Genomic DNA, 25,232 nt, shown 5'->3' on the forward strand with positions numbered 1-25,232 from the left:
CGTGCTTTTTTGTCGTTTAAAGTTTGTTTTCTTCTATAGTATAGCGATGAATGGTGTCCCAATCTAAATTGAACCCAAGACCGGGAGAAACAGGGACTTTTAATCTCCCATTATTTAAACTGATTAAGGGTTTGATAATGTCATGAGCAAAGTAACGCTGGGAGGCGGAAATATCATTTGGGAGGGTATAGCCGGGGAGTGAGGCGGCAGCAATATCAGCAGCTCGAGCAACTCCAGAACCGAGCATTCCCCCGCACCAGCAATCTATATGATGGCTTTGCGCAAATGCTTGAATCTCCTTTGCAATAGTCAAGCCGCCAACCTTACTAACTTTGATGTTAATTATCCGTCCGCTGCCGAGTTGATACATTGCTTGCGCATCAGCGAGACTATTAATGCTTTCATCTAGACAAATAGGAGTAGTTAGCTGTTGCTGTAAGCGTGCGTGATGGAGCAGGTCATCGCTTTCTAATGGTTGCTCAATCATTAGTAACCCAAGTTCGTCAAGCTTTTTTAAGCGGTCAGCGTCCTTTAACTGATAGGCAGAATTAGCATCGGCCATTAGCATGAGCTGTGGAAACGCGTTTCGTACTGCTTTGAGATATTGATAGTCGGCTTCTGGCTTGATTTTAACCTTGACTCGCTGGTAACCAGCCTTAACTGCTTGCTGAACCTTTTGCACTAATATTGCAGGCGAGGGTTGGATTCCGATACTAATGCCAGCTAATACTTCTTTTTTATTGCCACCGATTACTTTTGCGAGTGATTGGTGTTTTCTTTTGGCATACAGGTCCCACATTGCAGTATCAATAGCAGCTTTAGCCATATTATTCCTTTTAATTGTGTGAAAAGCCGTGGTTAGTTGTGCAGGTGTAGTAATTTCTTGATTGAGTAATGTCGGAATAAGAACATCTTGTAGTAAGAGGTAGGCACTATCCCTGAATTCTTCAGTATAAAAAGGGATACTAAATGCGGAACATTCGCCGTAACCAGTGAAACCATCCTCGTCTTGAAGGGCAACCAGGATGAAGTCCTTTGTTTTCGTTTGACCAAAACTGGTCCTAAAAATTGACTGGAGGGGTAAATTAATCTTATAGAGACTTGCAGACGTGACCCTCATTTAAAGTCAGCTCCTTAATATAATCTTTTGCTTTTAGTTTGGAGTAAATAGGTAGAATTGTAAATGATAATATGCATAAAACGAGCGAAAATGAGTGCTCATTTATAATCGTAAAATGCTCAAAAATCATCAAAAATAGGTGAAAATGAAGCAAAAATCAGCTTAAATCTAGCGTTGACTTATCAGCACATCTGTTCATTTGGCGGAAGACAATTCAATCGATAGGCCCTTATGAATTGTAAGCTGGATGAATGCCTATATATCAAGGCTTTATGAGGTTACCACTTGTTAAATAATGAGCTAAAATTAGACAAAATGTAGTAGAAATAACTGTTGCTTTAACGACCAAACGTCTTGAAATAAGACAAAAACAAAGAAATATTAAGTCAAAATTTAGAGATTTTTAGGTGCTTTTAGCAGTAAATAAAAGGTGATTTAATAACCTATAATTATCACTGGAACGGGTTTAAAGTTTTTAAACTTTTTTTTGATTCTAAATGTTATTTAGGAAACAAGAATTTAGATTTACAATAACTTTATTTCACTAATCGTGTAATTAGTTTACAAACATTGAAATGACGGGATTTTTGCTATAAACAAAAATTTGTTCACGCGATTAATGAACAGTAATTTAGCTTATAAGTATGGATACTTAACAGGTGAATAGCCAAAATGCAAAAACGATCGTTTGAAAAATTCGAGCGCTTGTAATCCCTGAAAACCTTGATATAGTAGGAACTGTTAAGTCGTTAAGCAATAAACCTTGCATGAATAATTTATTTTCTTTTGAATATTTTTTCATAAACGGGGGTTTATTAAAATGAGAAATTCGAATACAAATAATTGGCGTTCAACAGCTTTGGTTGCGGGGGCAATCTTAACTGCAGGTGTCGTTACCACCACTACAACGACGAATGCACACGCCGATGATAGTCAAAATAATGCACAAGTAAGTACTAACCAAGTTACTTACGATCAAGTTAAGGCAACAGCTGATCAGCAACTCGCACAATTGCAATCAGCTAATGATAGTAAAGAAGCTCAACAAGCCACGGCCAACGAGCAATCAAATGCTGCGGATCTCGCACAGACCAATGCACAAATTGATCAATTAAAAGCTAGTCATGCTGCCTTAGAACAACAAGCTGGTGCTATTGCACAGGCACAAGCTTCAACTGCCGCTTCCATTGAAGCACAAACTTCAGCTGCTAATGCTGAATACCAACAACAAATCAGCGCACAACAACAAAACGAAGCCACTCAACGTGCAGCAAATGACCAACGGTACGCACAAGCTGTTAGTCAAGCTGCTGCAAATCAACAAGTTGTTTCTGATATTGAAGCACAATACCAGAAATCAGTAAATGAAGCAGCTAGCGCTCAAACAAGCCAAAACCAGGCTGCTACAGATAATTACAACACAGCTGTTGCTAAGGAAAACAATGCTTACCAAGGTAAGGTTTCCGCTCAACAAGCAACTAACGCAGAAAACATCAAGAATGCTGAAGCTTCTCTTGCTACTGCAACTGCTAATGCTAGCAAGTCTTATAATGTAGCGACAACTAATGATGTAGCTGTTGATGGCCGTGTTGCTAAGCCACAACTCAATGTTGAAGTACCTGATTACGTAAAAAACTATGGAATTCACCTAGAAGTTCGTGGATATAATGACGGTATTCCTGTATCTGCCTATACTCATCCTGAATTTGCTAACACTTATTATGGTGAATACCCAGATAGTTCAATTATTACAAATCAGGCTGCTGAATCAACTCCACATGATATTTCAGAAATGCCATTAGACTTCCAACCAGGTCTATTAAGCTATGATGCTAATAATGATCATTCTGAAAAAGTTTCTGCAAATGGATTAACAGCTAACCAAATTCAAGTATTACGGGCATTAGCTCTTTCATGGGAAAATGGTTTCCGTAACAATGTTTTTCAAAACTATCGTGAATTTTATAACGCAGTAAACAAGAATAATGGCTTTGCAAATGTTGCTCCACTTGATTTAGTAAGTACTGATCTTACTGACAAAATTGCTGATCAAGTAGCTACTAACCGGGCAAAGTACAATGTTGATAATAACAGTCATACTATTCAACAAAGCGGTATGCCTAAAGATGCTACATATAGCAGTGTTATTAACAATGTAACTGGCAACTTATACAATAGTTTAGCAAGCGAATTTAGTGGCAAGATAGTTTACAGTGACACTAACGAAAACTTAACTACTATGCAAGCCGGTACACCTACGCTTCTTAACTATGCTATTAATCTCTTCAACTCAATGCAAGGTATGTACTATGGTGAATTAGTAAATCCAACCCATATTGGTGGACATGCAAACAACCTTCTTCGTGCTGGTGTTCGTGCCGTTGGAATTGGCTTCCAAAAGCTAACTGACGAAATGACCATCAAGGATGGCTCAGGGGTTTCTGATCGTAGCAATCCTTCATATGCTGTAACGTTTGATCACACTGGATTTAACATTAATCATGAGGTTAACGCAACTAAGGAAGTTCTGAACCGCAATATTTGGGGTACTTCAACTGTTGATGCACAATTGAATGCTATCAAGTCAGCTCAACACCACGTTGACAAAGTAGCAGGTACAAAGACAGTTACACCAAGTGCTGAAGATGTTCAAAAAGCTACTGCTAATGAACAACAGAACTTAGCTAATGTTAAGGCTCAAGCACAAAAGGCTCTTGATGGCTTAGCTGGTACACACCAAGCTAACTTAGCTAAGCTTGAACAACAATACAATGGTGCTAAGGCACAAGTAAAGGCTAATTACGATGCCGCTGTTGCTAAGGCTGCTAGCGTTCGTGATGATGCTCTTAAGGCTAATGGTGCTGTTGATCTTCAAGCTTACAAGGCTCAATTGGATAATGCTTACCAAAGCTTAGTAAAGGCTGATCAAGTAGCTGCTCAAAAGTTTGCTGCTGATCGCGATGCTAAGATTGCTAATGCAAAGACAACTGAAAATGAAAAACTTGCTGCCAAGATTGCAGAATTAGTACCAAGTATCGAACCACAAATTCAACAATTACAAGCACAACACCAAGCAGTTGTTGCTCATGGTAATGAAGTACTTAATGCATTGAAAGCTGAAAACAAGGCTGCTTACGATAAGCTTGAAGAAGAATTTAATGTTCGATTAGCTACAATTCAACAAAATGAAGCAGCTAAGAAGGCTAGTGAAGTTCGTTTAGGCGATAATAAAGTTATTCTTCCTTCAACACCAGTAGCTAATAACAGTAAGGTTGCTACTGTTGCATTCCCAGCAGCCGCTAACCGTACTCAAGCACAAAACGCTGGTCGTGTTCAAACTGTTTCAGCTCCATCAATTGTACGGACAGCTACTCAAACACCAGTAGCTCCTGCTCCGGTTGTTGCAACAGTTGCTGGAAACGCTGTTAATGGTAATGCAGTTCAAGCACCAGTTGTATCACAAACAGCTGCAGTTACCGCAACTACTAATAATGGAACTTCTGCAACAAATAATGGTGCTCAAATGCCAGTTGCTGTTACCGCTAATAAAGCCACTAAGACGGATAACAGTAAGAAGTCAGCTACAAAGGCTGATGTAACTGTTGCTAAGAAGCAAGCACCTGCTAAGAAGAGTGAATCATCACAAAAAGTAAATCAATCTTCTATGTCAATTGTTGCTTTAGCCGCCACTGCATTACTTGGTACTCTTGGTATCACTTACAGCTCAAAGAAGCGCCACAACTAATCCGAAACGGTAAAATAAATAAAAAAGAGATTGGAACTTTCACCAATCTCTTTTTGAGTTTAAAGGTTATCAATAAGTGGTTGCATAAAGTTGTTATTGATTCGCGTGAACTTATGGTGAGATCCAATATTTAATTCATAGGCTAATCGTTCTGGATCATTTTTCTCGTTAACCATAATAATTCCTCGCTTTTGGAAATTGAAACTTTTAATGATATGCTGCATTGCTTTATTGCTCTTATGAGTATCAATCCGGAAGTTTTTAATTCCTTGCATTAGACCAACTGTAAGAAGATTTGAAAAGAGGAGCCTGCTCAAACCCTGTCCACGGTATGCATCGCTTATAGCAACACGGTGAATTGTGGCATAAGGTTCGTTAGGCTGACTCCACTGACCATGGGTAATTACTTGATAGGTTGGTTCAGGTGTAAGTTGTAAGGTGGCTGTTGCAGTAATATTATCTCCATTAACTAGGACCCAGTTAGTTTGCATTGAAATATCTTTAGCAAAAACTTTGCGATTTGGATATCCGTCTTGCCACTGAGGACTGTTGTTCTGCTTTAAAAATGCTTTTGCACTATCGATTATTTGCATGACTGCATCCAAGTCTTGAACTTGTGTACGTCGTAAATATAATTCTGCCAATTTAGTAACCTCTTCTGCTTAAATAGTGTTTCTATTGTACAGCAATTAGTGATCGGGTTGGAAAATTAATTAAGATTATATTTCAGAAAATAAGAGTTTGCGTTAGAATGAAAAGCAATGATATGAATGGGGGATAAGCAATGGCAATAACATGGACAATTATTATGTGGAGTTTGCTACTGGTTATTCTCGTAAATGAAATTGCTGCAATATATACCGTCTTTCGGGAAAAGCGTGATATTGCGGCGACATGGGCATGGTTATTAGTGCTAACGCTGATACCCGGCTTTGGTTTTATTTTATATGCGTTTTTTGGACGTAAACTACCTCATAAACAGTTGGAACGAATTAAATCACAGACGCAATTAAAACTACGACAGGCTTTGGAAGAACAAAAACAGCAATTTATCAATATGCCGAAGCCCAAAGACCAAACCGTTCAAATTTATCGGCGAACAATTATGCTTTTTCAAAGTATCGATGCTTCATTTTTGACCCGCCATAATAACGTCAGCATTTTTACGGAAGGAAATGCTTTATTTAAGAAATTATTTGATGATATTGCAGCTGCGAAAAAGAGCGTTCATGTTGAATTTTATACAATATACAATGATGAGATTGGTAACGAGCTGCGGACATTGTTAGAACAGAAAGCAGCTGAAGGCGTTGAAGTGCGGGTCCTTTATGATTCGTGGGGGTCAATGGGTGTCTGGCCTAGCTTTTATGATCATCTTCGTGAAGTAGGCGGTTACGCGGCACCATTTTTGATGTCTCGCAGTAACTTTTTTGATTTTCGGATAAACTATCGTGACCACCGTAAAATTGTCGTTATTGATGGAGAAATTGGCTATATTGGCGGTTTTAACATTGGTGACCAGTATCTAGGACGGGTCCCTAAATTTGGCCCGTGGCGTGATACTCATTTACGGATTATTGGTGGCGGAGTATATGGTCTCCAGCGACGGTTTATAGGTGATTGGAACGCCTCAATGAAAAAGGATGAAGATAAGATTTTTCACTACCATCCTTACTTTCGACCAATTAAGGTTCACGGAAATGTTGCGCTGCAAACAGTTGCTAGTGGTCCTGAAGCACCGTTAGAAAAAATTAAAATGGGGTATTTGCGACTAATTAATGCGGCCCAGGATCATATTTGGATTCAAACGCCTTACCTCATTCCTGACGATAGTATTCTTGATGCATTGCGGGTGGCAGCTCATTCTGGAATCGATGTACGGATAATGATTCCTTCAATGCCTGACCATGCTTTTGTTTATCGGGCAACCCAGTATTATGCTCGTGACCTTGCTAATCATGGCGTTACTATCTATTACTATCAGCAGGGGTTCTTACATGCTAAGACAATGATGATTGACGGTCGAATGGCCTCAGTTGGTTCAGCTAACCTTGATTTTCGTAGCTTTAAATTAAACTTTGAAGTCAACGCTTTTATCTACAGTCAGGATACCGTTGATGAGTTAGAAAAGATATTTGTTAATGACATTCGAAATAGTCGCGTAATTACACCTGAAATGTTTGCTAATCAACCACGCTGGTTAAGGATTAAACAAACTATTTCAAGGTTGCTTTCGCCGATCTTATAAAGGGGAGTAGAGGGAAAATCCTTACTACTCTTTTTTTAATATAGAGAATATACGTTCGCTTTTATGATAAAATAATAGAAGCAATTTAAGTGATGGAAAGGACTAGGATTATGGGAACACTGGGATTTGTTTTAGGAACGGCAGCGATGGATCACCAACAAGTACTGATTGACCAATTAGTTGACCAGATAAAGACTGCACCGGCGGAAGATACCTTTTATTATTTAGTACCGAATCATATTAAGTTTGAAACGGAAATTAATGTTTTGGCCGGACTGCGAAATCGGCAAGGTCTAACAGGTGGTGACCGTTTCGCTTCTTCCCGAGTTCAAGTTCTTTCATTTAGTCGATTGGCTTGGTATTTATTGCGAGATACGCCTGCGTTTCAAAAACAACGGCTCTCGAAGATTGGAATGGCAATGCTGACTTCACAGGTTGTCCAAGAACGCGCGAATGATTTGCACTTATATGCAAGTGAAGTCAAGCAGCCGGGTTTTATTCAGAAGATGACAGCACAGCTTGAAGAGTTAAAAAATGCCAATATTACCGCTGATGATCTGAGCGATATTATTTCCCGGGTAAAGCTAGCAAATGACCCAGCGGCAAATCAGGCCTGGCTTGCTAAAATGCATGATGTGGAGATCATTTACCATGCGTATGAAGAGAGATTACGGGATCGTTTTATCGGTAATAGTGAACTATATCGGCAATTAGTCGCTTATTTACAAAAATCGCCCAACACCGCAAAAATGCACTTTTTTATTGATCGATTTGCTCAATTTACCGCGAATGAACAACAAGTAGTGGAAGCATTGATTACGAATGCGGCATCAACAACAATTTCCTTGACGCTTGACCGTGGTTATCCAGATCAAAATCACCCTAATGCAAGTGAACTGCCGGTAAAAAATAACCTTTTTTACACATCAGCTATGCAATTTCACCGTCTTTGGAAATTTGCTCAGGCTCACGCTAAAGAAGTAAAGGTGCTTCAAAATGTAGCTTTTGCAACCACGCCTCGTGTAAATACTGATTTACAAAATGTTGATACTTACTTTAGGCGGTATGCAAATGAACCTATTAGTCCTGATGAAAGACAACAGCTTGCTCATGGGCAAAATGTTCAATTTATGTTAACGACTAATCGGATGACTGAATTAAATAATGTTGCGACTCAAATTCATCAATTAGTGACTAGTGGAAAATATCGTTACCGTGATTTCCTAATTCTTAGTCGCCATCTTGCTGGGTATCAAACAATGATTGAGCCAGTTTTTGCTGCCCATAAAATCCCAATATTCAATGATCATGAACGATTAATGGATAATCATCCGCTCGTAACAGTGTTGACAACGTTACTTGAACTTCCACAACGGGGGTATCGAACAGCAGATATTATCCAACTGTTAAAGACATGGTTATTAGTTCCACGGGCTAGTACTGGTGACCTAATGAGTGTCAGTGAGTTTCAAGCAGCTGTTTTTGCGACTGAAAATTGGTGTCTAAAGCAGGCTATTGAAGGAAAAAACGCATGGACAACTAATGATCCGGAAAAAATCAAGCAATTATGGCAAGCGCCGGGAACTAACCCGGATGACCCTAAGTATGCTCAATCACGGTTAAAACGGCTTAATGATCAGTTATCATTAGTGAAGAATTTTGTTTCTCAGCAAATTATCCCGCTATTTAATCGCTTTAAGCAAGCTCAAACAGGACAGGATATTGCCACAATCTTATACCAATTTTTGAATGCGATGGGTGTTACTGAACGCTTGTATGCTTGGCAAAAGTATCAAAGCAATCGTGATCTAAACCTTGCCCGTCAACCACAACAGGTCTGGTCAACCTTCTGTCAAATTTTACAGGAGTACGTTGATATTTTGGGCAAGCAGGAACTTCGCGATAATAACAATGAAATATTAGCTAACTTTAGTGAATTATTACAATCTGGATTTGCAGCCGCCCAGTACTCACAAATTCCAGCCACTCTTGACCAGGTGGTAATTTCCGAAACTGGAATTGTGCAGAGTCAAAACCGAAAAGTAGTATTTATGATCGGGTCAACAGATGATGTTATGCCCGAGATGCAAGAAAGTGACAGTTTATTAACAGATCAAGATAAAGATGTTTTGAGCGCTTACTTAGATGAAGATTTTCAATATTTGCCAGGGACCGCAATTGACCAATTAATTGATGAACCATTTGTGCACTATACTGGTTTTATGAATGCGAAGGAACGGCTAATTTTTTCAGCGCCGCATACGGACAGCGATGATAAAGAATTAGGGGTATCTCCGTACATGCGCGATATGGCACGTTACTTTGGTCAGCCATGCCATGAATATCCGCTTGTTATCAGTAAGGAAGGTCAAGAAAACGCCCCTGCCTTTGTTAGTGCTCCATTAGCGACGATTAATCGTTTGGTTGAAGTTAGCCGCCAAGTTCGTGATGAGCAGGGTATCGGAATTGATCATCAACCAGTTATGCCAGCAGGATGGCAGAAAGTTGCAGAAATATTAGTTGGATTAGCTAAAGAATGGCAGGCAAATTCGGATGCTCGGATTCAAGCTGAAGGGATTGCTTTAGGACGTCGGCTAGCACTAGTGGCTGCAGGTTTTCATTATCAAAATAAGGTTGATTCCCTGGGAAATAAATTGGCTCAGGCACTTTATTTACGAACAACTCCCGAAAGTAAGGAAGGGCAAGTCTTGTATGCTTCAATTTCGCAATTACAAGATTTTTACATCAATCAATATGAATACTTCCTTAAATATGGATTGCGACTTCAAAAACGAGATGAACTCACATTATCGACTGACCGAATAGGTACATTTTTCCATAAAGCAATGGAGAGTTTTGTAACAACAATTCGAGAACACGGATTGTTGTTTGCGGAATTGGCAAAAAAAGATAATCAAAATCAACGTGATCAGCTAATTGACCATGCGCTAGTTGCGGCCCAAGAAAACCAACCGACATTACTACGGTTAATAACTTCTTCAGCTCAAGCACAGTTTCAGTACCAACAGTTAACATCAATTGTTAAGACAATGCTAATTACTCTTTGTCGACAAGCTGAGTATACAGGGTCACAGCCGTATAAGACCGAGGTTCAATTTGGGCGAATTGGCAACCAGCAACCTGCTAATCTTGGATCGCTCAACTATCCATTGAAGGATAACCATCAGATTTATCTGCGGGGTCGGATTGACCGAATAGATAACCTTAAGCAAGGGGACCATGATTTTCTAACCGTTGTTGATTACAAATCTAGTAATCATCTTTTTGACCTTACATCTGCTTATTATGGTATTTCGCTTCAGTTATTAACGTATCTTAATGGATTACAAGCTAATTTAAGTGAGTTAGGAACTGTTAATCCACGGCTCGCTGGTGCGCTGTACCTACGCTTGAATAATCCAACAATTAAGGCGGCAGAATTAAAGAAGAATTCACTTGAGGATTTAAAATTAAAGGAACACCAATATAAAGGAATCTTATTAAATGATCCGCAATTATTGCGCGAATTAGACAAGAGCCTAGATAACCAAGCATTCCTCTACCCGCTGAAAGAGTATAAAAATGGCAAAATCAAGGCTAATAAAGAGGCATTACTTGTTACCCCTCAACAATTAGACTGGTTACAAGAAATGAATAAAAACCTGGTAATTAATGCCGGAAACCAGATTTTAAGCGGCGAGTTAAGGCTAAATCCATATCGATTGTTGACCGGAAGTAGTCGGCGAACAGGCTTAGACTTTAGTGATTACTTAGATGTATTTCAATTTGACAATATGCTGGACCAACAAAATTATCGGGACTTAAACCCTAATTTAGCAAAAGAAGCGTTTGACAACATAATGCAAGAAGATGAGGAGGATAAGGATTAATGGCTGGATTTAAACCAACGCCTGCGCAAGCTAAAGCAATTAATGATCGAGGCGAAAATATTCTTGTATCTGCTTCGGCGGGATCAGGGAAAACGGCAGTATTGGTAAATCGGACAATTGAATTGATTAAAGAGGGGCAGAGCATTGATCGAATGCTTCTAGTGACCTTTACAGACGCCGCAGCAAAAAATATGCGCGATAAGATCAGGGCAGCCTTGCAAAAAATTGTTCAAGATCCATCTAATTCAAAAGATTTAAGAGATCGGATGAGTAGTCAAATTAACCGGCTTGCGGCTGCTGATATCAGTACAATTCATGCATTTTGCCTAAAGCTAATAAAACGATATTATTATTTAATTGATCTTGACCCGCAATTTCGTCTTTTAACCGATGATACGGAACGGCTTTTACTTCAAGAAGATGTATGGCATGAAGTCAGTGAAGGTTTGTATAAAAGTGCTGAGGATAAGACTGCTGATCGGGCATCATTTAGTGAGTTAGTCCTTAATTTTTCCAGTGATCGTGATGATCAGGGATTAGATGATCTTGTTTTACGACTGTATGAGATTGCAAATGCGCAGCCGGACCCTGAAAACTGGCTTCGGAAATTACCCGATAATTATGACCTGGGTGAAGGACCGCTCCTCCAATCCGCGTTTTACCAGAAGCAATTAAAGCCGCTTGTTACGGAGAAGCTTGGACAGTTTATCCAAGACTATCGTGAACTAGCGATGCGGGCGGCTGATAATGAACTTATTAAGGCGGAAGAAATCCTTAAAAGTGATGGGGAATTGATGAAGCAGCTCTTATCAGCTTTAAGCGGAATCGATGTTACTGAGATTTGTCAGATGATGGCGCAACAAAAATTTGGTAGTTTTCGTGGACGCCCCGCTAAGGATGATCCACGTTTAGATATATTTAAAAATATCCAAAAACAACGAAACCAGCTAAAAAGTCAGTGGGAGCAAACTATTAGCGGATATTTAGGAAAGGATGATAAATCTAGCCTAAAAGCAGAAATTGTTGCTGACTTAACGGCTTTTCGGGATACATTTGCTGAACTGTTAACAAGGGCAACGGACTCGCAACTTGATGATAAGACTGTTGATTCATTACGGAAAGATCAGCAAATGATCCAAGAGATTTTAGCCTTATTTGAGCCGCCGACATGGAACAGTATTCGTGACTTGTTTGTGAACGCTAAATTTGCGCGAATGGGCGGCAAACCTAAGGATGATGAAGTAGCTGAAGAAGTTTATAAGTCATTAGGAAATGTGCGAACAGGTATCAAAAAGCAGTTTGACCAGTTAACAAGTCGCTTCTTTGCCTATGATGAAGAGCAATTCAGAAAAATTTCACAACAGGCACAAGCGCTCTTACGCGAGTTAAGCGAAGTTACGATAGAATTTCGGCAACGTTATCAACAAACCAAGCTGAATCGCCATGTCTTAGAATTTAGTGATTTAGAACACTATGCATATGACATTTTAACGCCGCCGGATAATCAGCCTAATTGGCAAGCGTTGGTGCAAGACTTGCAAAAGCATTATCAGGAAATAATGATTGATGAATATCAGGATACTAACCGATTACAGGAAAGTATTCTGATGAAGCTAACGTCTGCTGATCGGAAGAATTTATTTATGGTAGGGGACGTTAAGCAATCGATCTACCGATTCCGGGAAGCAGACCCAACATTATTTCTCGGGAAATATCAGAATTATCGTGATGGCGGAAATGGAGAAGCAATTGTATTAGGCGAAAATTTCCGCTCGATGACCAATGTGACTAGTTTTACTAATATCCTCTTTGAACAGTTAATGGATAAAGATGTTGGTGAAATCGACTATGATGAAGATGCGCATTTGAAATATGCCGCAACTTACTATGAAGAGAACGATAAGAACACGGTTCAACCAACTGAAGTATTACTATATGATGCAAACGCGGCTGATTCGGGGAAAGATGGTCTTGACCACGAAGATGATAAATTAGCAGGTGAATTCCGCATGATTGGACTGCGAATAAAGCAAATGGTTGAAAATCAGGAGTTGATTTTTCACCCGGACGATGGGCAAATGCATCCGATTAATTATGGCGATATAGTATTATTGGAACGAACGAAAGCAATTAACAATGCGTTAATGGAAGAATTTAATAAACTTAATATTCCGCTGACAGTTCATGATGTTGAGAGTTACTTTCAGGCTACTGAAGTACGAGTAATGATGGCCCTCCTTAAACTGATTGATAATCCGCAACAAGATATTCCATTAGCTGCCGTTTTGCGGTCACCAATTGTTGGTTTGAATAATCAGGAGCTTGCTTTTATTCGATTACAAAATCGGTCCGCTGATTACTACACCGCTCTTAAATCATTTATGAGCAATTATCAACGTAAAGCTCTCCGCCACCAATCTGTTTTTACAACGGAACAAACGACCCAGCTGTATGAAAAGCTAGATCATTTTCTGGATTTATTACGGACTTTCCGTCAGACGGCGCAACAGCAAACCCTTGTTGAATTGATTTGGCAGATATACGACCAAACAGGATACCTTGATTATGTGGGAGCAATGCCGGGTGGTCACCAACGGCAGGCAAATCTTCACGCGCTTTATCAACGAGCCCATTCTTATGAGCAAAGCAGTTTTAAGGGCCTTTATCAATTTATCCGCTTTATTGAAAAAATGCAGGAACATGACAAGGATTTAGGAGTAGCGCCGACACAATTAACTGCTAATACTGTCAACGTCATGACCATTCATGGGAGTAAAGGACTTCAGTTTCCGGTTGTCTTCTTAATCGATGCAACTCATGGTTTCAATAAGGGAGCGGCGCGTGAAAATGCCGTGGTTGATGCCGTAGCGGGGGTCGGGATTCGTTACATGGATGATCAGCGGGTAGTTTATGATACTCCGCAGCGCCAAGCAGTGATTGAAGAAGTCCGGCGTGGAGAACGCGCAGAAGATTTACGGGTTCTTTATGTAGCATTAACGCGGGCAGAGCAGCGCTTGATCATTACCGGATCGTTTAACGAAGAGATGCGTACTCAGAGCCTAACTGGGTCATGGGAACGATGGCAAAAAGCCTACCAAAGTAAGAATTTGCTCATTGGGTCGCAGCCACGGATAAATGCAAATTCATTTATGGACTGGATCGGATTAGCCCTAGCTCGTTATCCGGAGTTTAATGCTCAACGCTTAAGTCGAGGTAATGTAATTCTAGAAGAAAGTTCACTATCCGATACCAAAATAGCGGGTCTTGCGCCTGATCCTAATTTTATTGCTAGGACATATACAGCCACCGATGTTACAGATGAATTGGCTAAAATTGGCGAAAATGCAAGTAGTATCGTAACCGCAAATAATGGTGCAGCTGATAATGAAGTTCCGAGTCAAAAAATTGAAAAGATTTTACGGTACCGTTATCCGTATAGTGTTGCTACCAAAACAACTGCTTATCAGTCTGTAACGGATGTTAAACGGGTTTTTGAAGATCCTGACACACGTGATATGGCTCGCTGGGACTATGATCAACAACAAAAGGTCAAAACCCAGGGAATATACCTAAATAATAATTTTGATGTTCCTGCCTTTATTCGCCAAAATGATCAAACACCGGCTGCCACAGAAATCGGGACAGCCACCCACCTTGTTTTCCAAAAACTTTCTCTTGATCAGGGAGCAATCGATGTGGAAGCTGTTGAACGTGAAATTCAGCAATTAGTTGCCGAAAAATTAATTAGTCCGCCAGTTGCCGCGCGTATTAATCGTGAAGGAATAGCATCTTTCTATCAAACAACAGTTGGCCGGCAAATCATAAAACACCCAATGGATTACCACCGTGAAGTTCCGTTTTCAATGATTATGAATGGACACGAGCTGTTTCAGGGGGTAAATGCCAGCGATGACGAACGAATTCTAATTCACGGAATAATTGATGGGTACCTAAAAACAAATGAAGGAATAATTCTTGTTGACTACAAGACAGATCACATTAACTCGGATTATCGAGACTTTGATTTAGCGCGAATTAAGGATCGGTATCGCGGCCAGCTAGAGCTATATAAAGAAGCCCTGAATCTAATGGAAGGGATTCCAGTTGTCCAAATGGGTCTCTACCTGTTAGAATTAAGTGAATTCGTTTTATTTACAAAAGAAGGTGATTAGTTGGCTACCATAAAGGATATTGCACAAAAAGCTGGTGTTTCGGTATCAACTGCGTCTCGGGCATTAAACCATAATCCGCGAATTAGCGAAAAAACTCGCCAACGAATAGAAGAAATCGCAAAAAGGTTAGGCTATCAACCAAATTACAATGCACAAAACCTAACAAGGGGCGAGTCGAATATGGTTGGCATTATATTTCCGGTAACTAGTGATACTGCTCCGGCCAACCCATTCCATATTGATTTAATGCGGGGAATTAGCATGGCGTTAAAGCCGATTCATTATGAAATGGTTGTAGCAATAGCACCTACAGCTGATGACCTTTTGCAGAGTGTTAAATCAATGGTTGAGCAATCAAAGGTACACAATTTTCTGGTCTTCTATACTACAAAAAATGACCCAATTACTGAGTACCTGCGACAAAAAAAGCTTAATTTTGTCGTAATTGGTCATCCCAATCATCGCAAGGATCGGTATGTCGACAATGATAATATTGCCGCCGGTAGAGTAGCCACTGATTACTTAATGGATCATCAACAGGTTAAATGTCCAGCATTTCTCCAGTCCGCCAGTGATTGGGTATATGAACAGGACCGTAATCATGGGTACCAGCAAAGTATGCGGAATCATCAGCTGCCTGCGATTAGTTGGCGCTATACAGAAAATGGACCAGCTATTAAAGATTTTATTAAACAACACCCGCAAATTGATTCAATCGTTTGTGCTGATGACCTGTTGCTGGTACGATTAGTAAGGCAATTACAAGAATTTAACTTACCAACAATTTGTTTTAACAATAGTCGGCTTATGGGGATGTTAATGAACCAGGAAGATAAGGTTGACTTACAGCCGCGAAAATTAGGTCAACAGGCAGTTGAATTACTTTTCGAGCCTGGAGAACAATGCCGAATTGTTGATTTTAAAATAAATGATTAATTAAGAAAGGACCACGGATTTTATTGCCAGGGTCCTCTCTTATTTTTGCAATGGAGGGAATCATTAATGGAGAAGGTTTACATTGTTGCTGCTCAACGGACACCAATCGGTAAGTTTAATGGTCAATTAGCATCAAAAACGGCAGTTGAATTAGGGGCAATTTCAATTAAAGCAGCTCTTAAGAAAGCTGGTCTTACAGGAGCTGACGTTGATCAAGTATTGATGGGGAATGTTATTCAAGCCGGGACAGGACAAAATCCAGCACGGCAGGCCGCAATGAAAGCTGGCTTAGGGGAGCAGGTTCCGGCTATTACGATCAATGACGTTTGTGCATCAGGAATGTCGAGTGTTGACTTAGCAGCGAGTTTAATTCGCGCTGGGCAAGCACAGGTAATAATTGCTGGTGGGATGGAAAGTATGTCGCAAGCGCCATATGTACTTCCGCGTGCTCGAAATGGCTACCGGTTCGGAAATGGGACCTTACTTGATGCAATGCAAAGCGATGCGTTAAATGATGTCTATGGCGGATATCCGATGGGAATTACGGCTGAGAATATTAATGATAAATATCAAATTACTCGTCAACAACAGGATGAATTTGCATTTACAAGTCACCAACGAGCTGTCAAAGCGCAAAAAGCAGGTTATTTTGATTCTGAAATTGTTCCCGTTGAAGTTAAGCAGAAACGGACGACAATTACCGTTACAGCTGATGAGGCTCCCCGTCCTGATACTTCAGTGGAAGCTCTTGGTAAATTAAAACCGGTATTTAAGGCTGATGGAAGTGTTACTGCGGGTAATGCATCAGGGATAAATGACGGCGGGGCAGCCCTCGTCCTTGCATCTGCGACAGCTGTTGAACGTCTTAAATTAACGCCCCTTGCTGAATGGCAGGGGTCGGCAATTGTCGGCCTTGATCCAGCCTTAATGGGGTTAGGCCCGTACTATGCAATTAATAAACTATTAGCGAACCAGCAGCTTTCGGCAGATGAAGTTGAAACTTATGAAATCAATGAAGCATTTGCAACGCAAGCAATCGTATGTCAAGATTTGCTGCATTTGGATCCAGCAGCTGTAAATCCTTGGGGTGGTGCACTTGCTCTAGGTCATCCCGTTGGCTGCTCTGGCGCACGAATAATCGTTACGATGATTAACGAAATGCACAAAGATAATCATGAGCTGGGAATTGCGTCTCTTTGTGTAGGCGGTGGAATGGGTGAAGCGGTTTTGCTTAAGAAAATGTGATAATGAATATTATTAATAGTTAAGAAGGTTAGTGATTAGGAAAGCTTCAATCACTAACCTTCTTTATTAATTTAAGTGAATATATTTTAAATAATTAATTAATATAAGCTTAAGATTGGACCTATTTATGGCAATAACTTTAAATTGCAAAAAATATAACTCTTTCTAAAAAAAGTTGTGCAATCGGTTGCACAAATATTTTAAATTTGATATCATTAATATTGCAAAAATACATGAAGCGCTTACAATAATAAGTGTCTTTTGGAATTATTTTATAAGTTAAGGAGTTGTTAGCAATGAGTCAAGAAAAGTCCGCTGGGGCTGGATTACCAACTCTCTCAAAGAGTACTATCTGGATGATCAACTTTGGATTCCTTGGTGTTCAGACAGCATTTACTTTGCAGAGTTCTCAAATGAGTCGGATCTTCCAAACTATTGGGGCCGACCCTAACAACCTTGGCTGGTTCTTCATCTTACCACCATTAGCTGGTTTGATTGTTCAACCAATCATTGGTTATTATTCAGACCGTACATGGGCACCTAAATTAGGTGGTCGGCGGTTACCATACTTACTATTGGGAATGATCGTTGCTGTTATTGTTATGATTTTGCTTCCTAATTCAGGAAGTTTCGGTTTCGGGTATGGTTCACTGGCTGCCCTTTGGTTCGGTGCAATTACTGTTGCTTTACTTGACCTTTCATCAAACGTGGCTATGCAGCCATTTAAGATGATGGTTGGTGATATGGTTAATGATGACCAAAAGAGTTATGCATATGGGATTCAAAGTTTCTTATCAAACACTGGTGCCGTTTTGGCTGCTGTTTTCCCATTCATCTTAACTGCATGGTTCGGGGTTCGTAACACTGCTAAACGGGGTGTTGTTCCTGATTCAGTTATCATTGCCTTCTACGTTGGAGCAGCATTGTTAGTTGTTACTAGTTTATTTACTGTTTTCCGGGTTCACGAATATGATCCGGCAACATATGCTAAGTACCATGGTATTTCTGAAGACGATAACAAAGAGGGTGGAAACTGGTTCACACTCTTAAAACATGCACCAAAGGCATTCTGGACGGTTACGCTTGTTCAATTCTTCTGCTGGTTTGCATTCCAATACCTCTGGACATACTCAGCTGGGGCAATTGCCAAGAACGTTTGGAATACTGTTGATGCTACATCTGCTGGTTATCAAGCTGCTGGTAACTGGTACGGTGTGCTTGCGGCTGTTCAATCAATCGCGGCTGTCATCTGGTCATATGTTTTAGCTAAGGTGCCTAACAAGTACCACAAGCTTGGTTATGGTGGTAGTTTGCTTCTCGGTGCTCTTGGATTTATTTCAGTATTCTTTGTTCACGACCAATGGACACTGATTGTTTCATACACCCTTGTAGGTATTGCATGGGCTGCTATGAACACTTACCCATTAACCATTGTTACTAATGCGTTGACTGGTAAGCACATGGGTACTTATCTTGGACTATTTAACGGTTCAATTTGTTTACCACAGATTGTTGCTTCATTATTGAGTTTTGCTTTATTCCCATTATTTGGTCACTCACAAGTTCACATGTTTATCCTTGCTGGTATCGTTATGGTCCTCGGTGCTATTTCCGTTGCTACAATCAAGGAAACTTATGCTGAATAGAGAGTTATTAATAAAATAAATAAATTAATTAAGTTATAATAAAGGCGGGTTGAAAACTACCTTTATTTCAGACGAAAGGAATTGAGATTTTAATGAAACGTACATTTGATATTGCCCCTTGGCATGTAGCTACTCACAAGTGGGATCCACAAGACAAGCGTTTGCAAGAATCAATGACTAGTTTAGCCAATGAAAACCTTGGTATGCGTGGCTTCTTTGAAGAAGGTTACAGCGGTGACCACATGGAAGGTGTTTACCTTGGTGGTGTTTGGTTCCCTGACAAGACTCGTGTTGGTTGGTGGAAGATTGGTTATCCTAAGTATTTTGGTAAGATGATCAATGCTGTTAACTTCATGAAATTAATCATTAAGGTTAATGGTGAACAATTAGACTTAGCTAAGCAAACACCAAAAGACTTCAAGCTTGATCTTGACATGAAGCGTGGTGTCTTAGAACGTGAATTTACTGTTGAAATTGGCGGTACTGAAATGTACTTCAACTTCGAACGTTTCGTTAGTGCTACTCAAAAAGAATTAGTTGGTCAACGTCTTCACATTAAGAATCGTGGCAACAGCGATGCTAAAGTTGAAATCACAAGCATGATTGATGCTGACGTATACAATGAAGATGCTAACTACGATGAACAATTCTGGAATGTTTTAGGCAAGTCCGCTAATGGTGAACATGCTGAATTGACTTCCATGACTAAGGAAAACGACTTCGGTACTCCACAATTCATCGTTGGAATGAAGACTACTTCAAAGACAAACCTTGACCATGCTGGTGATGGTACTGATGAAAAGCACGCATACAACACCTTTGAAGGTACTGTAGCCGCTGGTAAGGAAGTTAACTTTGAAAAGCGGAGTATTGTAATGACTTCTCGTGACTATGATACTCAAGAAGAAATTGAAAAGAACCTTGATGAATTAAGCGCAAAGCTTGATACGCAAAGCTTTGATGACTTACTTGCCCCACACATTAACGAATGGGTAGACCGTTGGGTTAAGTCTGATGTTGAAATTGAAGGGGACGAAGGTGCTCAACAGGGTATCCGCTTTAACCTCTTTGAATTATTCTCAACTTACTACGGTAACGATGACCGTCTTAACATCAGTCCTAAAGGGTTCACTGGTGAAAAGTACGGTGGTGCTACTTACTGGGATACTGAAGCTTACTGTATTCCTGTTTACCTTGGTGTTGCCAACCCAGAAATTGCACGTAACTTATTAATGTACCGTTACAAGCAATTGGACGGAGCTTTTGTTAACGCTAAGGAACAACACTTGAAGGGTGCATTATTCCCAATGGTTACTTTCAATGGTATTGAATGTCACAACGAATGGGAAATCACTTTTGAAGAAATTCACCGTAACGGGGACATTGCTTTTGCCATCTACCTTTACACTAAGTACACTGGCGACAAGTCATACGTTCTTAATGAAGGTGCAGAAGTTCTTACTGAAATTTCTCGTTTCTGGGCTGACCGGGTACACTACTCACAACGCAAGAACAAGTACATGCTTCACGCGGTAACTGGTCCTGATGAATACGATAACAACGTAAACAACGACTGGTACACTAACTTGCTTTGTCGCTGGACTCTTAAGTACACCCTAGAAATCTTGGATGAAGTAGACAGCGATGTTGCTAAGAAGCTCAATGTCTCTGAAGATGAAAAGCGTCAATGGAAGTCAATTGTTGACAACATGTACCTTCCATACGACAAGGAACGTGATATCTTCCCAGAAAACGACGGCTTCATGGACAAAGACCTTAAGCCGGTTGCTGATATTCCAAGTGACCAATTACCAATTAACCAACACTGGTCATGGGATCGGATTTTACGTTCACCATACGTAAAGCAAGGTGACGTTATCCAAGGTCTCTGGGACTTCATTGATGACTTTACAAAGGAACAAAAGAAGAACAACTTCGACTTCTATGAACAATTTACTGTTCACGAATCAAGTCTTTCAGCTTCAGTTTACTCAATCATTGCTGCTGATATTGGTTACGAAGACAAAGCCGTTGAATTATATGAACGTTCAGCACGTCTTGACCTTGATAACTACAACAACGATACTTCTGATGGTTTGCACATCACTTCAATGACTGGTAGTTGGCTTGATATTGTTCAAGGATTTGCTGGTATGCGTGTTCGTGGTGATGAATTACACTATGCACCATTCCTTCCTAAGAAGTGGGATTCATACCAATTCCGTCAAATGTTCCGTGGTCGGATCTTGAAGGTTAAGGTTGATAAGCACGGTACTAAGATTGACTTAGTATCAGGTGACCCAATCACAATTGATCTTGACGGCAAGAAGCTTGAATTAAAGTAATTGTTGGAGGCATTTGAGATGAAGTTTGAAGATTTGAAGGGTTTTGCGTTTGACCTTGATGGTGTTATTGCTGATACTGCCCGTTTCCACGGTCAAGCATGGCACCAACTAGCTGATAAGGTGGGAACTGAATGGACTCCCGAATTAGCTGATGCATTAAAGGGTGTTAGCCGGATGGATTCATTAGAATTAATCTTAAAGGCTGGCGGTCATGAAAATGACTACACTCAAGAAGAAAAAGAAGCTTTGGCAACTGAAAAGAATGATAACTACATCAAGTTAGTTGAAACTTTAACGCCTGCTGATATTTTGCCAGGAATGAAAGATTTCTTAGACGAATTAAAGGCTAATGGCTACCATATTGTATTGGCTTCTGCTTCTAAGAATGCTCCTAAGGTTCTCAAGTACTTGCAATTAACTGATTACTTTGAAGGAATCGTTAATCCAGCAAACTTGAGCCATGGTAAGCCAGATCCAGAAATCTACTTAGAAGCCGCTAAGTTAATGGACCTTCCTGCTGACCAAGTAGCCGGTTTAGAAGATGCTCAAGCTGGTGTTGAATCAATTAACCGTGCTGGCGAATTATCAATCGGCTTTGGAGCTGACCTTAAAGATGCTGATGTTAAGTTCGCTAAGACTGGTGATGTATCATTAGCTGCAGTTAAGGCTCAAATGGACTAGTAAAATCTAGCTTTCCTAATAATAATTTATAAAAAGTTCGCTTAGAAACATCTAGGCGGGCTTTTTTGGTATGAGACGATGAAAAAACAAATTTTAATTATTATATTTACATTAATTATTTGCATTGGAATCGGGACTTTTATCCGAAATAGACAAGAAAGTAATCATAATGCACCGAATAATAGTAGCAGCCAAGTTGACAAAGGCTTAACTATAGAACTTACAGACCAGCAGATAGGCATATTAGCGGGGCTTGAAATTTATCCGAATTGGGTGAAGGAACAGCTGCGTAATAATAATCTAATTTATGGTGTAGTTAAACCAGGAGATACTGTTCCGACTGGAGTTAAGGATTATAGTTATTTAGTAGCGTCGGATAAAGCAGCATCGCCAATTATCTTTTTCAACGCGCATGATAATCAGTCGGTTACGATTAAATATACTGACCATGACGGCAACCAGCTCCATGTTAAAGAGATAACTGAAAAAGACCTTGTCCAAAAATTTTATCGTACGAGGGAGCAAAAGAAGCAGGTTAATAATGACGTTAGCTTATTACGAACGGAATAAGGAAAATTAAGAAAGGATAAAGTTGCATTTTATAAAAAACTATCGCCTGTTATAATATTCAAATTAAAAGGAGGAAACTGCGATGACAATCTACGGTCCATATGATGAGATTTTGCCCGAAATTTTGTCGCTGACAACTGAACGTATTAAGCAGCTAAATCAACAGGCAGTTTATAATAAACAGCCTAAACTCTATGAGCATTTAATTGCGCGGGTAAAAACACCTGAAAGTATGACAGAAAAGTGTGAACGCAAGGGCTATCCAGTCAGTACAGAATCAGCCCTGCGCAAGTGTCGAGATGCAGTTGGTGTACGGATTGTATGTAATTTTATTAGTGACATTAACCGGTGCCTTGAACAATTACGGCAAGCTGACTGGTGTCAAATCATTAAAGAAAAAGACTATATAACAAATGCAAAGCCCAATGGTTACCGCAGCTATCATGTAATTATTGATGAAACTGCACCATACCGCGATATTGACGGTAATCAGCCCGGACATTTCTATGTTGAGATTCAATTGCGAACCATTGCGATGGACTCATGGGCAAGTCTTGAACATGAAATGAAATATAAGCACAACATTGCTAATCCAGAGCGAATTGGACGTGAATTAAAACGATGTGCTGACCAGTTAGCCTCTTGTGATGTTCAGATGCAAACAATTCGTCAATTGATTAATTCAAGTGCGGGAGAGGACGATTAAAATGCGAATATTAGTGGCAGAAGATGAACAACAGTTAGCAAAAGTTTTAAAAACTGCGATGACGGCGAGTGGTTACCAAGTTGATGTTGTCAATGATGGCCAAGCAGCAGTTGATAGCGCAAAGCAAAATGCCTATGATGTGATTATTTTAGATATTATGATGCCGGTAAAGTCAGGGCTAGAAGCATTAGCGGAGATTAGGGCTGCGGGAAACCGAACCTATGTAATGATGCTGACGGCGATGGGTGAAGAAGATGACCGTGTTAATGGGCTGGATGCCGGGGCCGATGATTATTTGACAAAACCATTTTCTCTAAAAGAATTATTGGCTCGTTTAAGGTCACGACAGCGCCGCGATGACGATTATGGAAATGGTGTTCTTGAATTTGGTGACCTAACTCTTGATGGTAACGATCAGTTATTGCAGAGCCATAATTCAATTAGTCTAACGAATAAAGAAAACAGGCTATTACAGTACTTTATTTTAAACGCGGGTAAGGAACTTTCCGTCAATGAATTGTTAAGCCATGGATGGGACGAAGAAGAACAGGCGGACCAAGAGGATTTATGGATTAATATTTGTTACTTACGGCAGAAACTGCAGGCGATCCAGTCAAAAGTCATGATTACAGGTGAAAAAGAAGGACCATTTATGATTGCTCGTTAGGAGGCACACACAATGATTCAATGTTTTCGTTATAAATTTATTGCCCTTTCAACTTCGGCGTTAGTCTTTGTGATTCTAACTATCGTCGGCAGTTTGTGTGCTTTCACTTATTATCGGGCACATAAGGAAATTCAAAGTGTTTTAACGATTCTGGTTAATAATGATGGACAGATTCCACGAAAAGGCGTTCAGGCGGATTCTTACAACCAACCACAGTTTTCACGAGAGGGACTGCATCAATATCGCTACTTTACGGTTATTACTAGTCAAGATAATAAAATTAGCGAAATTCAAGATGATCAAATCGCAACGATTAGTCCCCACGATGCGCGAATTATGACTAACCGGGTTATAAAAAAGAAGATTAAAACAGGCCAAATCTACTATCATGGGGTGACCTATGCGTATAAGACCAGACAAACGCGTGGGCAGCAGGTTATTGTCTTCCTTGATGAAACCCTGTTAATGGCACGAACGAGATCGTTGATGCATACAGGGTTAATCCTAGGGCTAGTAGTTCTTGTTCTCTATACAATCGTCCTAACCCTTTATTCTAAACGGGCAATTCAGCCAATTATCCAGGCGGAACAGCGGCAAAAAGAATTCATTACTAACGCAAGCCACGAGTTAAAAACCCCGTTAACGGTAATCTCAGCCAATAATGAAATGCAAGAGATTATTGGTGGTGAAAATGAATGGACTACCAGTACGCGGCAGCAGGTTGAGCGTTTGACGAAACTGATTAATAACCTTGTATCGCTTGCTCGAATGCAGGAACAGCCGACAACCGCAATGGTACCGGTTGATATTAGTAAAGTTGCACGGGAGGCTGCTGGAAGCTTTAAGAGCGTGATATCAGCTGGTCAAAAACAATTTAAGGTTAGAATAAAGGATGGTCTGGTCGTTAGTGCGGATGAAAATTATTTACGAGAACTGATTAATATTCTATTGGATAATGCGAATAAGTATTGTGATCCTAATGGAGAGGTAGATTTGACAGTTGCTCAGGCAAGTCATGGTCGCAACATTGTTCTTAGAGTCGCCAATAGCTATAAAGATGGGCAAAAGATTGACGTGAAAAAATTATTCAATCGATTTTATCGGGTTGATGAATCCCATACTCGAGGGAAGAAATCCGGCTTTGGAATTGGCTTATCGATGGCAGAGTATATTGTGAAGATGTTTAAAGGAAAAATCACGGCTAAGTATGCTAATGGGAAATTGGCGTTTAACGTAACGCTTAAAGAGGTAGGAAAGTAAG

Annotated in this window: 15 protein-coding genes; 13 read left to right on the forward strand and 2 right to left on the reverse strand. The window is 40.1% G+C overall.

Annotation, left to right across the window (positions count from 1 at the left end):
- Positions 1–16: 16 nt before the first annotated feature.
- Positions 17–1,120, reverse strand: coding sequence for an o-succinylbenzoate synthase (menC, locus tag H5S41_RS09880; protein ID WP_182603178.1), 1,104 nt, complete (start codon positions 1,118–1,120; stop codon positions 17–19).
- Positions 1,121–1,940: 820 nt separating this feature from the next.
- Here menC and H5S41_RS09885 point away from each other — a divergent pair.
- Positions 1,941–4,865 carry a hypothetical protein gene (locus tag H5S41_RS09885; protein WP_182603179.1) on the forward strand — a complete coding sequence of 975 codons (2,925 nt, stop codon included), beginning with the start codon at positions 1,941–1,943 and terminating at the stop codon, positions 4,863–4,865.
- Between the two features lie 59 nt (positions 4,866–4,924).
- Here the strand turns inward: H5S41_RS09885 and H5S41_RS09890 are convergent, their stop codons facing one another.
- On the reverse strand, positions 4,925–5,509 hold the full coding sequence (locus tag H5S41_RS09890; protein ID WP_231833080.1) for a GNAT family N-acetyltransferase: 585 nt from the start codon (positions 5,507–5,509) through the stop codon (positions 4,925–4,927).
- A gap of 140 nt (positions 5,510–5,649) precedes the next feature.
- Between H5S41_RS09890 and cls the strand changes: the two genes are divergently transcribed.
- The 12 genes from cls to H5S41_RS09950 all read left to right on the forward strand — a co-directional run bounded on the left by cls (position 5,650) and on the right by H5S41_RS09950 (position 25,231).
- Positions 5,650–7,113 carry a cardiolipin synthase gene (gene cls, locus H5S41_RS09895; RefSeq protein ID WP_182598390.1) on the forward strand — a complete coding sequence of 488 codons (1,464 nt, stop codon included), beginning with the start codon at positions 5,650–5,652 and terminating at the stop codon, positions 7,111–7,113.
- Positions 7,114–7,223: 110 nt separating this feature from the next.
- Complete coding sequence (locus tag H5S41_RS09900; protein ID WP_182603180.1) at positions 7,224–11,003, forward strand: PD-(D/E)XK nuclease family protein; 3,780 nt, start codon at positions 7,224–7,226, stop codon at positions 11,001–11,003.
- Complete coding sequence (addA, locus tag H5S41_RS09905; RefSeq protein WP_182603181.1) at positions 11,003–15,175, forward strand: helicase-exonuclease AddAB subunit AddA; 4,173 nt, start codon at positions 11,003–11,005, stop codon at positions 15,173–15,175. The genes H5S41_RS09900 and addA overlap by 1 nt, the downstream gene beginning before the upstream one ends.
- The gene (locus H5S41_RS09910) at positions 15,176–16,111 is read left to right on the forward strand and encodes a LacI family DNA-binding transcriptional regulator (RefSeq protein ID WP_182603182.1); all 936 of its coding nucleotides are present in this window, start codon (positions 15,176–15,178) and stop codon (positions 16,109–16,111) included.
- 66 nt (positions 16,112–16,177) lie between these two features.
- Positions 16,178–17,356: a thiolase family protein gene (locus tag H5S41_RS09915; RefSeq protein WP_182603183.1), complete on the forward strand. Its 1,179-nt coding sequence runs from the start codon at positions 16,178–16,180 to the stop codon at positions 17,354–17,356.
- 296 nt (positions 17,357–17,652) lie between these two features.
- Positions 17,653–19,002 carry an SLC45 family MFS transporter gene (locus tag H5S41_RS09920; RefSeq protein ID WP_163704933.1) on the forward strand — a complete coding sequence of 450 codons (1,350 nt, stop codon included), beginning with the start codon at positions 17,653–17,655 and terminating at the stop codon, positions 19,000–19,002.
- A gap of 92 nt (positions 19,003–19,094) precedes the next feature.
- Complete coding sequence (locus tag H5S41_RS09925) at positions 19,095–21,347, forward strand: glycoside hydrolase family 65 protein (protein ID WP_182603184.1); 2,253 nt, start codon at positions 19,095–19,097, stop codon at positions 21,345–21,347.
- An 18-nt stretch (positions 21,348–21,365) separates the two neighbouring features.
- Positions 21,366–22,028 (forward strand): beta-phosphoglucomutase, encoded by a 663-nt coding sequence (gene pgmB, locus H5S41_RS09930; protein ID WP_153709469.1) that lies wholly within the window; start codon positions 21,366–21,368, stop codon positions 22,026–22,028.
- Between the two features lie 78 nt (positions 22,029–22,106).
- Positions 22,107–22,598, forward strand: coding sequence for an Lreu_0056 family protein (locus H5S41_RS09935; protein WP_182603185.1), 492 nt, complete (start codon positions 22,107–22,109; stop codon positions 22,596–22,598).
- 82 nt (positions 22,599–22,680) lie between these two features.
- A complete protein-coding gene (locus H5S41_RS09940) occupies positions 22,681–23,304 on the forward strand; it encodes a GTP pyrophosphokinase (RefSeq protein WP_182598383.1) in 624 nt (207 codons plus the stop codon).
- A gap of 1 nt (position 23,305) precedes the next feature.
- Positions 23,306–23,971: a response regulator transcription factor gene (locus tag H5S41_RS09945; RefSeq protein WP_182603186.1), complete on the forward strand. Its 666-nt coding sequence runs from the start codon at positions 23,306–23,308 to the stop codon at positions 23,969–23,971.
- Positions 23,972–23,983: 12 nt separating this feature from the next.
- Positions 23,984–25,231, forward strand: coding sequence for a sensor histidine kinase (locus tag H5S41_RS09950; RefSeq protein ID WP_182603187.1), 1,248 nt, complete (start codon positions 23,984–23,986; stop codon positions 25,229–25,231).
- The last annotated feature ends 1 nt before the right edge of the window (position 25,232 follow it).

The sequence above is a fragment of the Limosilactobacillus albertensis genome, from assembly GCF_014145555.1.
Classification (GTDB): Bacteria; Bacillota; Bacilli; order Lactobacillales; family Lactobacillaceae; genus Limosilactobacillus; species Limosilactobacillus albertensis.